At 66.6% G+C, this 13,201-nt stretch carries 12 protein-coding genes; 7 read left to right on the top strand and 5 right to left on the bottom strand.

Annotation, left to right across the window (positions count from 1 at the left end):
• The first annotated feature begins 51 nt into the window (after nt 1-51).
• A complete protein-coding gene (locus tag HWX14_RS00645; RefSeq protein WP_006478428.1) occupies nt 52-543 on the top strand; it encodes a peptidylprolyl isomerase in 492 nt (163 codons plus the stop codon).
• A gap of 26 nt (nt 544-569) precedes the next feature.
• A complete protein-coding gene (locus tag HWX14_RS00640; RefSeq protein WP_175881147.1) occupies nt 570-1,370 on the top strand; it encodes a UDP-2,3-diacylglucosamine diphosphatase in 801 nt (266 codons plus the stop codon).
• Between the two features lie 62 nt (nt 1,371-1,432).
• On the opposite strand, the gene cysE is transcribed toward HWX14_RS00640, so the two are convergent.
• Together cysE and HWX14_RS00630 are read right to left on the bottom strand one after the other, a co-directional pair.
• Nucleotides 1,433-2,206 (bottom strand): serine O-acetyltransferase, encoded by a 774-nt coding sequence (cysE, locus tag HWX14_RS00635; RefSeq protein WP_175881146.1) that lies wholly within the window; start codon nt 2,204-2,206, stop codon nt 1,433-1,435.
• A gap of 314 nt (nt 2,207-2,520) precedes the next feature.
• Nucleotides 2,521-3,345 (bottom strand): RNA methyltransferase, encoded by an 825-nt coding sequence (locus HWX14_RS00630; protein ID WP_175881145.1) that lies wholly within the window; start codon nt 3,343-3,345, stop codon nt 2,521-2,523.
• 281 nt (nt 3,346-3,626) lie between these two features.
• Here HWX14_RS00630 and HWX14_RS00625 point away from each other — a divergent pair, with 281 nt between their 5' ends.
• Together HWX14_RS00625 and HWX14_RS00620 are read left to right on the top strand one after the other, a co-directional pair.
• The gene (locus HWX14_RS00625; protein ID WP_059608913.1) at nt 3,627-4,430 is read left to right on the top strand and encodes an inositol monophosphatase family protein; all 804 of its coding nucleotides are present in this window, start codon (nt 3,627-3,629) and stop codon (nt 4,428-4,430) included.
• A gap of 307 nt (nt 4,431-4,737) precedes the next feature.
• The gene (locus tag HWX14_RS00620; protein ID WP_175881144.1) at nt 4,738-6,360 is read left to right on the top strand and encodes an NAD(P)/FAD-dependent oxidoreductase; all 1,623 of its coding nucleotides are present in this window, start codon (nt 4,738-4,740) and stop codon (nt 6,358-6,360) included.
• 115 nt (nt 6,361-6,475) lie between these two features.
• Here the strand turns inward: HWX14_RS00620 and HWX14_RS00615 are convergent, their stop codons facing one another.
• Both HWX14_RS00615 and HWX14_RS00610 read right to left on the bottom strand, forming a co-directional pair.
• Nucleotides 6,476-7,171 (bottom strand): isoprenylcysteine carboxylmethyltransferase family protein, encoded by a 696-nt coding sequence (locus HWX14_RS00615; protein ID WP_175881143.1) that lies wholly within the window; start codon nt 7,169-7,171, stop codon nt 6,476-6,478.
• Between the two features lie 304 nt (nt 7,172-7,475).
• Nucleotides 7,476-7,802, bottom strand: coding sequence for an EthD family reductase (locus tag HWX14_RS00610; protein WP_175881142.1), 327 nt, complete (start codon nt 7,800-7,802; stop codon nt 7,476-7,478).
• Between the two features lie 380 nt (nt 7,803-8,182).
• Between HWX14_RS00610 and HWX14_RS00605 the strand changes: the two genes are divergently transcribed.
• The 3 genes from HWX14_RS00605 (at nt 8,183) to HWX14_RS00595 (ending at nt 12,665) form a co-directional block, all read left to right on the top strand.
• Nucleotides 8,183-8,674 carry a hypothetical protein gene (locus HWX14_RS00605; RefSeq protein WP_175881141.1) on the top strand — a complete coding sequence of 164 codons (492 nt, stop codon included), beginning with the start codon at nt 8,183-8,185 and terminating at the stop codon, nt 8,672-8,674.
• Nucleotides 8,675-8,791: 117 nt separating this feature from the next.
• On the top strand, nt 8,792-11,449 hold the full coding sequence (mutS, locus tag HWX14_RS00600; RefSeq protein ID WP_175881140.1) for a DNA mismatch repair protein MutS: 2,658 nt from the start codon (nt 8,792-8,794) through the stop codon (nt 11,447-11,449).
• Nucleotides 11,430-12,665 carry a hypothetical protein gene (locus HWX14_RS00595; protein ID WP_175881139.1) on the top strand — a complete coding sequence of 412 codons (1,236 nt, stop codon included), beginning with the start codon at nt 11,430-11,432 and terminating at the stop codon, nt 12,663-12,665. The genes mutS and HWX14_RS00595 overlap by 20 nt, the downstream gene beginning before the upstream one ends.
• On the opposite strand, the gene HWX14_RS00590 is transcribed toward HWX14_RS00595, so the two are convergent.
• The gene (locus HWX14_RS00590) at nt 12,645-13,187 is read right to left on the bottom strand and encodes a peptidylprolyl isomerase (RefSeq protein WP_175881138.1); all 543 of its coding nucleotides are present in this window, start codon (nt 13,185-13,187) and stop codon (nt 12,645-12,647) included. The two genes, HWX14_RS00595 and HWX14_RS00590, sit on opposite strands and share 21 nt — an antisense overlap.
• Between the last annotated feature and the right edge of the window lie 14 nt (nt 13,188-13,201).

Raw genomic sequence — 13,201 nt, 5'->3', positions numbered from 1 at the left:
TCGCACGACCGGCCGCGTGCCATTTAAACCGCCTCACCGAAGGAATTCATCATGGTTGAACTGCATACGAACCACGGCGTGATCAAGCTCGAACTCGACGCCGCGAAGGCACCGAAGACGGTCGAGAACTTCCTGAACTACGTGAAGAAGGGCCATTACGACGGCACCGTGTTCCACCGCGTGATCAACGGCTTCATGATCCAGGGCGGCGGCTTCGAGCCGGGCCTGAAGCAGAAGCCGACCGACGCGCCGATCGACAACGAAGCGAACAACGGCCTGAAGAACGACAACTACACGGTCGCGATGGCGCGCACGAACGATCCGCACTCGGCAACCGCCCAGTTCTTCATCAACGTGAACGACAACGACTTCCTGAACCACTCGTCGCCGACGCCGCAGGGCTGGGGCTACGCGGTGTTCGGCAAGGTCGTCGAAGGCCAGGACGTGGTCGACAAGATCAAGGGCGTCAAGACGGGCAACGCGGGCTTCCATCAGGACGTGCCGACCGACGACGTCGTGATCGAAAAGGCCGTGGTGGTCTGACGCACAGTCGTTACGGAGGCACTTCGATGTTGCAGGAGAGTCCGCCGCGAAGCGTCTCCGCGGGCGTGCCGGGTGAGCGCGAATACGCGCAAGCCGCACGCCCGTTCCTGTTTCTCTCCGATCTGCACCTGAGCGAGGCGATTCCGAAGACGGTCGCCGCGTTCGAGCATTTCGTGAAATACACCGCCGACAGCGCCGACTCGGTGTTCATCCTCGGCGACCTGTTCGAATACTGGATCGGCGACGACATCCTCGACGACGATCCGTTCGCCGCGCGCATGGCCGCGCTGATGCACACGTTCTCGGAACGCGGCATCGCGCTCTACGTGATGCACGGCAATCGCGATTTCCTGCTCGGCCGGCGCTTCATGAAGGCCGCCGGCGCGATGCTGTTGCCCGACCCTTCGCTGATCATGGCGTTCGGCCAGCGCATCGTGCTCGCGCACGGCGACGCGCAATGCACGGCCGACCGCGGCTACCAGGTGTTCCGTCGCTTCGCGCGCAACCGCGTCGCGCAATGGCTGTTTCTCGCGTGGCCGTTCCGCTGGCGCCGCGCGCTCGCGCAGCGCATGCGTTCGAACAGCGAAACAGGCCGGATGCGCCCTGCTTCGGCCATCTACGACGTCACGCGGGAAGGCGTGGCCGCGCTGTTCCGGAAAAGCCGTGCAAGCGTGATCATTCACGGCCATACGCACCGCCCCGCGCGCCACGCGGAACCGGGCGGAATCCGCTGGGTGCTGCCCGACTGGGATCTCGATCACGGCACGCGGCGCGGCGGCTACCTGCGCGTCGACGCGGAAGGCATCCACGCGATGCCGCTCGACTGAGCCTCCGCTGACGCCGCCGCTGCCGTCGCACCGACGGCAGCGTTCGGCGCCCATCGCATTCGTTACATCTGGCGTTCGACCGTCTTGCCTTCCAGCACCGCCGACAGCCTGCGCAGGTCGAGGCGCGCCGCGTCGGCGCCCTGCAGCGTTTCCAGATGCGTGCCGAGCCGCTCGAGCGCCGCGACGATCTCGTCGACGCGGCGGCTTTCCTTCGCCGCGTGATCGATCAGCCCGTGAATCGCGAGCGACATCGGATCGTCGGCGTTGGGCGTGATCCCGTACGCGCTGAATGCCGCACGCTCGGTCTGCGGCTTCGGCTGCGCCGGCATCACGATGCGCGCCGGATTGCCGACCGCGGTGCCGCCCGCCGGCACCGGCTTGACGACCACCGCGTTCGAGCCGATTTTCGCGCCCGCGCCGACCGTGAAACCGCCGAGCACCTTCGCGCCGGCGCCGACGATCACGCCGGCCTCGAGCGTCGGGTGGCGCTTTGCGCCGCGCGTGAGCGACGTGCCGCCCAGCGTCACGCCCTGATAGATCGTGCAGTCGTCACCGATGATCGCCGTCTCGCCGATCACGACACCCATGCCGTGATCGATGAACACGCGCCGGCCGATCGTCGCGCCGGGGTGGATCTCGATACCTGTCAGGAACCGGCCGGCCTGCGACGCGAACCGCGCGAGCCAGTAGCGTTTCGCTCGCCAGCATGCGTGCGCGAAACGGTGCAGCACGAGCGCATGCAGCCCCGGATAACAGGTCAGCACTTCCCACGCACTGCGAGCGGCGGGATCCCGCTCGCGAATCGTTGCAACGTCTTCGCGCAGTCTCGTGAACATGATGTGATCTGGGAAAAGGCCGGCGCGCATCGCCGGCAATGCCGGCCGTTATCGCGCCGGGTCATTTGCTTATGACGTCCGGCGATTGTAGGGCCAGTCGCGCCGGCCCGCACGCGGTCGCGCGTTCACCCCGCCGTCGGCGGGGGTATTCGGCCGCGACGCTTGCTGCGGGGCGGGATTTCAGGGAAATGCCGGGCGGGAGAGAAATAGCAGACGCGACGCTTCCGGTAGGTCAACGCATGGCCTGCCCGGCCACACGCGGCATCCAGCGGACTCCCCCGCGCGCCCGGTGATCGAAGCGCCGGCGGCTTACCTTACGCGTCGCCGTCCGGCTTGCCCGACTTCAGCAGGATGTGCTTCGCGACGCCGCGCAGGATGTTGACCTCCTCGCGCTCGAGGCTCGTGCGCGCGAACAGGCGCCGCAGCCGCGGCATCAACTTCTTCGGATTGCGCGGATCGAGGAAGTCGAGTGCGATCAACGCGTTCTCGAGGTGCACGTACATCCGCTCGATCTCGTCGCTCTGCGCGAGCGTGCCGGCTTCGGCCTGCGGCTGCGCCGACGGCTCGCTCGCCTGCTCGAGAAACGCGACGCGCAACTCGTATGCGAGCACCTGCACGGCCTGCGCGAGATTCAGCGAACTGTAGGCCGGGTTGGCCGGAATATGCGCGAGCGCGCTGCACTGCTCGACATGCTCGTTCGCGAGACCGGTGCGCTCGTTGCCGAACACGAGCGCGATGTCGCCCGTGCCGACCTGCGCGCTCGCCTGCGTGGCGGCCGCGCGCGGCGCGAGGCGCGGCGGCCCGTATTCGCGCGTGCGCGCGGTCAGCGCGATCGACCAGTGCACGCCGGACAGCGCTTCGCCGAGCGTCGGCACGACATGCGCGGACGCGAGGACGTCGTCCGCGCCGCTGGCCATCGCGATCGCGTCCGGGTCGCTCTGCACGTGCGGCACGCGCGGCGCGACCAGCACGAGGCGCGAGAAGCCCATCGTCTTCAGCGCGCGAGCGGCCGCCCCGACGTTGCCGGGATGGCTCGGCTCGACCAGCACGAAGCGGGTGGACGTGAAGCCGCCGGACGGCGGCGGGGACGAGGCCGCGCCCGATTCGGACGGCGCGGCGGTGTTCTGCGGGGTTTCCACTACGATACGACTCGGTTCGTCAGAATGGCCGTATGGTATCGCCATCGCTTCCGCAAACCCACTCGTCCGGACGGCCAGTGGGGGTTTCCCCGCATGCCGGTCGCCTGAAACCGCCGAAAATCGGGTAAAATCATGCCTTTACGCGTTGCGCTCGGCGCAGCGCGGGTCGTACCCCGCTCTTTGTCAATTCGCGTCTCACCTCGCCCCGGCACGCTTGCGCCGTTCCGGGCGGTTGTCCCACTTCGTGGCGGCCCGTGCCGCCGGCTACAGGATCCAGGCTCATGCATCCCATGCTCAACATTGCTGTCAAGGCTGCGCGCCGCGCCGGACAGATCATCAATCGCGCGTCCCTCGATCTCGACCTGATCGAGATCCGCAAGAAGCAGCAGAACGACTTCGTCACCGAAGTGGACAAGGCCGCCGAAGACGCGATCATCGAGACGCTGAAGACCGCCTACCCCGACCACGCGATCCTCGCGGAGGAATCGGGCGAATCGGAGAACGAATCCGAATTCAAGTGGATCATCGATCCGCTCGACGGCACGACCAACTTCATCCATGGCTTCCCGTACTACTGCGTATCGATCGCGCTCGAGCACAAGGGCGTCGTCACGCAGGCCGTCGTCTACGATCCGAACAAGAACGACCTGTTCACGGCCACCCGCGGCCGCGGCGCGTACCTGAACGACCGCCGCATCCGCGTCGGCCGCCGCGACCGCCTGTCGGACGCGCTGGTCGGCACGGGCTTCCCGTTCCGCGAGAAGGACGGCCTCGACGCCTACGCGCGCCTCTTCACCGAAATGACGCAAGCCTGCACGGGCCTGCGCCGGCCGGGCGCGGCGGCGCTCGACCTCGCGAACGTCGCGGCCGGCCGCCTCGACGCGTTCTTCGAGCAAGGCATCAACGTGTGGGACATGGCCGCGGGCAGCCTGCTGATCACCGAGGCCGGCGGCCTCGTTGGCAACTACACGGGCGACGCCGATTTCCTGCATCGCCACGAGATCGTCGCCGCGAACCCGAAGATCTACGCGCAGATGATCCCGATCCTGAACCGCTACAGCCGCGTGCATCCGGCAGCGGAGTAAGCCCGGGCCGCGCCCGCGTGGCGCGGCTTTCGCGCAAACCGCTCGCGCGGCATCGTCATGATGGCGCGCCGAACGCCCGACACGGGGGAAAATCTTCCGTGCACACGGGTCGCTTCGTGCGCCTATCCTGAAGTTGCCCGGGTTGCCCGTACGGGTCGGCGCAGTGCCGCTCGCACCGCCTGTCCCGCGACGACAGCCTAGGGTTTGCGTCCGGCAGGCCCGCGCGGCGAACGACGCCGCCGCCGGCATGCCGGCCCCGCCTGTATCAACACCGCCACGGCGCCGTGGCAATCGCATCCGAGTCCCCATGTTACGGCTAAGCGAAATTAAACTCCCCCTCGACCATCCCGAGAGCGCGCTCGAGGCCGCGATTCGCGCGCGCCTCGCGGAGCTTGGCGTGGCGCCAGACGGGCTGCTCCGTTACACCGTGTTCCGCCGCGCGCACGACGCGCGCAAGCGCGCCGACATCAAGCTCACCTATATCGTCGATATCGAAGTCAGCGACGAAGCCGCCGCGCTCGAGCGCATCGCCGGCAAGCCGCATTGCGGCGTGACGCCCGACATGGCGTATCACTTCGTCACGAAGGCGCCCGAACACGCCGAGTTCCTGCGTCCCGTCGTCATCGGCATGGGGCCGTGCGGGCTGTTCGCGGGGCTGATCCTCGCGCAGATGGGGTTCCGTCCGATCATCCTAGAACGCGGCAAGGCCGTGCGCGAGCGTACCAAGGACACCTTCGGCCTGTGGCGCAAGAGCGTGCTCAATCCCGAATCGAACGTGCAGTTCGGCGAAGGCGGCGCGGGGACGTTTTCCGACGGCAAGCTGTACAGCCAGATCAAGGATCCGAACCACTATGGCCGCAAGGTGCTGGACGAATTCGTCAAGGCCGGCGCGCCCGAGGACATCCTGTACCTGAGCCGGCCGCACATCGGCACGTTCCGCCTCGTCAGCATGGTGGAAAAAATGCGCGCGTCGATCCACGAACTCGGCGGCGAAGTGCGCTTCGAAACCCGCGTCGACGACATCGAAATCGACCAGGGCAAGGTGCGCGCGCTCAAGCTGTCGAACGGCGAAACGCTGCGGTGCGACCGCGTGGTGCTGGCCGTGGGCCACAGCGCGCGCGACACGTTCCAGATGCTGCACGACCGCGGCGTCTACATCGAAGCGAAGCCGTTCTCGCTGGGTTTCCGTATCGAGCATCCGCAGGGGCTGATCGATCGCAGCCGCTTCGGCAAGTTCGCGGGCCACAAGCAGCTCGGCGCGGCCGACTACAAGGTGGTCCACCACGCCAGCAACGGGCGCGCGGTCTACAGCTTCTGCATGTGCCCGGGCGGCACGGTGGTCGCCGCGACCTCCGAGCCCGGCCGCGTGGTCACCAACGGGATGAGCCAGTATTCCCGCGCCGAGCGCAATGCGAACGCGGGCATCGTCGTCGGCATCACGCCGGACGACTATCCGGGCGGCCCGCTCGCCGGCATCGCGTTCCAGCGCAAATGGGAAGAGCGCGCGTTCGAACTCGGCGGCGGAGATTACCGCGCGCCGGGCCAGCTGGTCGGCGATTTCATCGCGGGCCGGCCGTCGACGTCGCTGGGCTCCGTGGAGCCGTCGTACAAGCCCGGCGTGAATCCGACCGATCTCGGCACCGCGCTGCCGGACTACGTGATCGAAGCGATCCGCGAAGCGCTGCCCGAGATCGACAAGAAGATCGCCGGCTTCGCGATGCACGATGCCGTGCTCACCGGCGTGGAGACGCGCACGTCGTCGCCGATCCGGATTCGGCGCAAGGACGACTACCAGAGCATGAACGTCGAAGGCCTGTATCCGGCCGGCGAAGGCGCCGGGTATGCGGGCGGCATCTATTCGGCGGCGATCGACGGCATCGAAGTCGCGCAGGCGGTGGCGCTCAGCCTGACGTCGGCGCACGCGTCCTGATCCTCGGTACGGGGCCGGCGCGCGCAGGTTCGTAACCTGCGTGCGCCGGCTTTCGCCTGTCCGCCCCACCCGAGCTTCATCGACGCACCGCCGTTGCGCGCTTGCGGCGTTCCCGTCAAAACACGCCGGGAATCAACCGGTACCGCACCTTCGCCTTGTACGCACGATAATCGGCGTCTTCCGACAGCACGCGCTCTTCCATGACGATTCGCCCGATCTGCAACAGCATCCAGATGCCGATCGTGAGCAGGTTCCGGGTACTGAAGTTCGCCAGCAGGAAGCCGATTTCGGACAGCAGGTAACCGGCATAGATCGGATGGCGCATGAACCGGTACGCGCCGCTCGACACGACCCCGCGATTCGCGGGCAGCAAACCGAACGAGCGCCCCAGCGACAGCTTCGCGAACAGTTGCCACGCAATCCCGGAAATTTGCCAGACGCCCCCGGCCCACTCCGGGATCAGGTGCGTACTGGCGTTCAGCTGATAGGCGAGGCAGTAAAACGAACCACCGAGCGCGACGCTCACCGTGGCGGGATGCCAGTCGCGCCGCTTCGGCAATTTGGCGAAAGCCGACATGCCGACGGTCACTCCCGCGGAAACCAGCAGCAGGATCAGCGTGATCCGGCTCGGGTTCAATCGCCACTGCATATAAATCAGATAGGCGAATGCGCCCAGCACGGTCACTGAAGACGCGCGCGCGCCAAGCTCGATCGGATCGATCCGCCCCGACTTGCCCGCAACCGCCGTCGTGGGCGGCGCCAGCGTACTTTGCGCGCACGCTACCCCGCCATCCTGTATGGCCTGCTTCATGTTTGTGCCCCGTTAATCTATTGTATTTTTATATCGACGTTTCAGACTAGCACGCCGGTCTCGTTGAAACAGGCCCAAATTTCAGTTTTCCGACGCGAATTGGTGTAAGTCCCGAGCGCATTGGGAAATAGAAAGGCTGAAGGGCTGGATTGCGCTGACTGCCAAACGTTTCACAGTTCTTGGCGCTTTCGGGACGGGCCTGATTCTCCCGCTCGCCATCCAATAGGTGGCACTGCAACGCGAAGTTCGACGCCGCGGCGAACTTCGCGCGTGCATGCAATGCCTGGCGATATCCGAACCTTGGTCAGGTTTCCGAACGTTCCACTACCACCTCGCTGATTTGCAGCACGGGGCGTATATCCGTGTAATTGGCTATGTCGGCCATGATTTCCTGCGCATGCGGATCGCGAGCTGCCTGGAAAGCTTCGACGGAAGTGCAGATGAAGTCGCACTTGGCCACGTAAACAGGGTCAGTGCCCGGAGCCCCGCCCGCGATTCCCTTGTCCACCGTGTAGTACAGACAGGCGGCGCCGAGCCGCTGTTTCACCATTGGCATATGCCGCTCGCGGTAGTAGGCATGATCGAATCGCGCGCCTGCGGCGTACGGGTACATGACACTGACTTTGATCATCGGGTTCTCCGGTTGCGGCACGGTAAACGACGCGAGGGCGCCCGCGAGACGGCATCGAGTCGCCGATATAGCGTGTGGCCGAGGCTTCTTCCAGAATCGGCGCGCACATTCCTCTGATTGTAAGCACCGGTGAACCCGTTCTGCCAGTTGGGTGGTGCCGGGTGTCCAACGATGCGGGAGCAGCCCGGCGACATCGGACGCTTTGTGGGTCGGCAGTCGCGGGAGCCTGCCTTTCAGATAGTGGCCGATCGCCACCGCTGACCACCGACCGAATGGCCAACTTCGAGCGACCCCGTTTGGCGCGCTGGTAAACTCGTGCTACCCAAGCAACTTTCCCGGTCACGTGAGTACTCAACGCTGACCTGTCCGCCCCCACTACCATGCTCACCGCCTTCGAACTCGCTGGTTTTGTTGCTGCACATGCCGTCTGGTGTGTCTCCGACGCAGATGGTCTTGTCCCCATGGCGGCATTTCAGACTAACGATGGTCAACGGAAAATCGAGCGGCTGGTGTTCGATGATGCCGGCGAGGCAGTCGAGCAAGGTCGAAAGCATCTCGAGAGCGATCCGTTCAACGCAAGCGACGGCGTGCTGGCGTACGACGGCCGGATCGCGACGCCCGATGGCAAAAAGCTCGATGCGATCATTCTGGAAGCGCGGTCCTACGCTTTCCCGTCGGCAAAGGCAGCCATCGCGGTCGCATACACACCGAAGAGCACCGGCGAGTTCCGCGTACACAAGCCCAAACTCATCTTGTGGGACAAGTGTGACGACTTTGACATGGGCGCCGCCATCGAGTCGTTCTTCAACGGCGTTGCCTCACATGAGCGGGGCGCGAAGGTCTGGAACGACGCGCTGGACGAGAGCAAGTAGGCATGGCCCGCTGCCGCTCGCCGTCCGCCGCACCTGACCAAACGGCCAACTTCGCACGTTCACGGCGAAGCCACTGGTAAACTCGGGCAACCCAAGCAACAACTTCATGCCTGACCTATGACCACGCTGTCGCCCGAAGCCTTCGCAGGCCATACTCCGATGATGCAGCAGTACCTGCGCATCAAGGCCGATCATCCGGATACGCTCGTCTTCTACCGGATGGGCGACTTCTACGAGCTGTTCTTCGAGGATGCGGAAAAAGCGGCACGCCTGCTCGACCTGACCCTCACGCAGCGCGGCGCGTCGGCCGGCACGCCGATCAAGATGGCCGGCGTCCCGCATCACGCGGTCGAGCAGTATCTGGCGAAGCTCGTGAAGATGGGCGAATCGGTCGCGATCTGCGAGCAGATCGGCGATCCGGCCACGTCGAAGGGCCCGGTCGAGCGCAAGGTCGTGCGCGTCGTCACGCCCGGCACACTCACCGATGCCGCGCTGCTGTCCGACAAGAACGACGTCTACCTGCTCGCGATGTGCACCGGCCACAACAAGCGCGGCGTCGCGGTCAATATCGGCCTCGCGTGGCTGAACCTCGCGAGCGGCGCGTTGCGGCTCGCCGAAATCGAGCCCGAGCAACTCGCCGCCGCGCTCGAACGCATCCGGCCGGCCGAAATCCTGACGCCGGACGGCGCAACCGACGCCCTTCCCGCCGGCGCGGGCGCGAGCAAGCGCGTGCCGGCCTGGCACTTCGACATCGCGTCGGGCACGCAGCGCCTGTGCGACCAGCTCGACGTCGCGAGCCTCGACGGTTTCGGCGCGCATTCGCTGACGAGCGCCTGCGGCGCGGCCGGCGCGCTGCTGCTCTACGCCGCAGCCACGCAAGGCCAGCAACTGCGGCACGTGCGCAGCCTGAAGGTCGAGAACGAAACCGAATACATCGGGCTCGATCCGGCCACGCGCCGCAACCTCGAACTGACCGAGACGCTGCGCGGCACCGAGTCGCCCACGCTGTATTCGCTGCTCGACACCTGCTGCACGACGATGGGCAGCCGCCTGCTGCGTCACTGGCTGCATCACCCGCCGCGCGCCTCCGTCGCCGCGCAGTCGCGCCAGCAGGCGATCGGCGCGCTGCTCGACGCGCCGGCCAACGCGAGCCTCGATGCGTTGCGCAGCGCGCTGCGCCAGATCGCCGACGTCGAACGGATCACCGGGCGGCTCGCGCTGCTGTCCGCTCGCCCGCGCGACCTGTCGAGCCTGCGCGACACGTTCGCCGCGCTGCCGGCGCTGCGCGAGCGCATCGGCGCGATCGTCGCGAACGCGGATGCGCTCGCGCGCGTCGACGCGGCGCTCGCGCCGCCCGCCGAATGCCTCGACCTGCTGACGAGCGCGATCGCCACCGAACCGGCCGCGATGGTCCGCGACGGCGGCGTGATCGCGCGCGGCTACGATGCCGAGCTCGACGAGCTGCGCGACATTTCGGAAAACTGCGGGCAGTTCCTGATCGACCTCGAGGCGCGCGAGCGCGCGCGCACCGGCATCGCGAACCTGCGCGTCGAATACAACAAGGTGCACGGCTTCTACATCGAGGTCACGCGCGGCCAGACCGACAAGGTGCCCGACGATTACCGCCGCCGCCAGACGCTGAAGAACGCCGAACGCTACATCACGCCGGAACTGAAAACCTTCGAGGACAAGGCGCTGTCCGCGCAGGAACGCGCATTGGCACGCGAGCGCGCGCTGTACGACTCGGTGCTGCAGGCGCTGCTGCCGTTCATCCCCGAATGCCAGCGCGTCGCGTCGGCCCTCGCCGAGCTCGACCTGCTGGCCGCCTTCGCCGAACGCGCGCGTGCACTCGACTGGGTCGCGCCGACCTTCACCGACGAGATCGGCATCGAAATCGAACAAGGTCGCCATCCGGTCGTCGAAGCGCAGGTCGAGCAGTTCATCGCGAACGACTGCCGGTTCGGCACCGAGCGCAAGCTGCTGCTGATCACCGGGCCGAACATGGGCGGTAAGTCGACGTTCATGCGGCAGACTGCGCTGATCGCGCTGATGGCGTACGTCGGCAGCTACGTGCCGGCGAAGTCGGCGTGCTTCGGCCCGATCGACCGGATCTTCACGCGCATCGGCGCGGCCGACGATCTCGCGGGCGGCCGCTCGACCTTCATGGTCGAGATGACCGAAGCCGCGGCGATCCTCAACGACGCGACGCCGCAAAGCCTCGTGCTGATGGACGAGATCGGCCGCGGCACGTCGACCTTCGACGGCCTCGCGCTCGCCTGGGCCATCGCGCGCCACCTGCTGGCGCACAACGCGTGCTACACGCTGTTCGCGACGCACTATTTCGAGCTGACGCAACTGCCGGCGGAATTCCCGCAAGCGGCCAACGTCCACCTGTCGGCCGTCGAGCACGGCCACGGGATCGTGTTCCTGCACGCGGTCAACGAAGGCCCGGCGAACCAGAGCTACGGCCTCCAGGTCGCGCAGCTTGCGGGCGTCCCGGCGCCGGTGATCCGCGCTGCGCGCAAGCACCTCGCGTATCTCGAACAGCAATCGGCTTCGCAGCACACGCCGCAACTCGACCTGTTCAGCGCGCCGCCGGCGGCCGTCGACGATCTCGAATGCGCGGACGCGCCTGCGCTGCCCGACGCACCGCATCCGGCGCTCGAAAAACTGCGCGACATCGACCCCGACGATCTCAAGCCGCGCGAGGCGCTCGACCTGCTGTACGAACTGCGCACGCTGGTCCGCTCGCACGATGCCGACGGGCACGCGTAAGCGCATTCCGCGGGGCCTGCCGGCCCGCGCCGCCGCCGCGCTCGTCGCGGCGGTCCTCGTCTTCGCGCAGGCCGGCGCGCTGGCCGCGCCGCCCAAGCGCAGCGCGGCGCCCTACTCGTTCGCGGTCGTGTCGGGCGTCATCAACGCTCCGGCGGACGAACCGGCCGCGCAGCGGCTGCTCGATGCGATCGCACGCGAGCGCAACCTCGCGTTCGTCGTCTACGCGGGCGATCTCAAAGGCTCGAAGGAAGCATGCCGCGACACGCTGTATTCGCAGCGCGGTGCGATCCTGGATTCGACGCGCGTGCCGCTCGTGTTCATTCCCGGCCACGACGACTGGATCGCGTGCAACACCGCGGCCGGCGGCAGCTACGACCCGGTCGAACGGCTCGATTTCCTGCGGCAGACGCTGCTCGCCGATTCGGCGTTGCCCGACCCCGGTGCGCTGCAGATCACGCGCGAGAGCGAAGTCGCACGGTTCCGGCCGTATCGCGAGAACGCCCGCTGGATGCGCGACGACATCGTCTACGTCGCACTCAATGCGCCGGCGCCGAACAACCATTATTTGACGGCGGGCGGCCGCAACGGCGAATTCGAGGACCGCATCATCGCGAACGGCTTCTGGATCGACCACGCGGCCGAATATGCGAAGCGGCGCGAAGCGCGCGCAATGGTCGTGATTTTCGAAGGCGATCCGCAGTTCGAACGCTATGAACGCGCGGAGCGCTTCGCATGGCTGCGTTTCAACCGGCCGCGCGTGCGCGACGGCTTCCGTGAGTTGAAACGAACGCTGGTGAAGGCGGCGGCGACATTCCGCGGCCCGATACTGGTGATGCACGCGAGCGGCGAACCGCTGGCGAACGGCTTTCTGATCGACCGTCCGCTGCATGGCGACGACGGCGAGCTGGTCGGAAACGTGACGCGCGTCGCGATCGGACCGCGCCATCCGGCGAATCAGTGGGTGAAGGTGAGCGTATCGCCGGCACGGCAGACGATCTTCAACGTAAGCCTGCAGGAGGTGCCGAAGAACCTGCCGGTGCCGCCCACGCTGCCGCTCGCGCCACGCGACGACGTGCCGCTGCCGCAGATGCCGGAAATCCCCGCGCTGCCGGCGCTGCCCGACTCGTCGTCGGTCGCGCCGCCGTTGCAGGGCGACGGCGCCGCATCGGGGCCGGCGCCGGGCCTGCCGGCAAGCTCAGTGCAGGGTGCGCCCTGACGGCGCTTCGCCGTCTTCGTCGTCATCCTCGTCGACGATCTCGAGCCCTTCCGCGCCATGCGCGTGCTCGTGCTCGATTTCGTCTTCGGTGGCTTCGCGAACGTCCTTCACGGTCAGCGCGAAACGCAGCGCCATGCCGGCCAGCGGGTGATTGCCGTCGAGCACGACCTTGTCTTCGGCGATATCGGTGACCGTATAGATCAGCGAATCGACTTCCTCGTCACCGTCTTCCGGCGTGCCTTCGAACTGCATGCCCACTTCGAGCGGCTCGGGAAAACGATCGCGCGGCTCGATCTTCACGAGTTCGGGATCGTAGTCGCCGAATGCGTCCTGCGGCTCGAGCTGGACCTGCGCCTGATAGCCCGCCTCGTGGCCGTCGAGCTGTTCCTCGATCTTGGGGAACGTGCCATCATAGCCGCCGTGCAGATAAACCATCGGCTCGTCGCTTTCCTCGATCAGATTGCCCTGTGTGTCCGACAGCTTGTAAGTGACCGACACGACGGTGTTTTTTGCGATTTTCATCCAATTCTCCCAAT

The sequence above is a fragment of the Burkholderia sp. BCC0044 genome (assembly GCF_902832955.1).
Classification (GTDB): Bacteria; Pseudomonadota; Gammaproteobacteria; order Burkholderiales; family Burkholderiaceae; genus Burkholderia.
The sequence above is the reverse complement of the archived record's forward strand: the minus strand, read 5'-3'. Positions and strand labels throughout refer to the sequence as shown.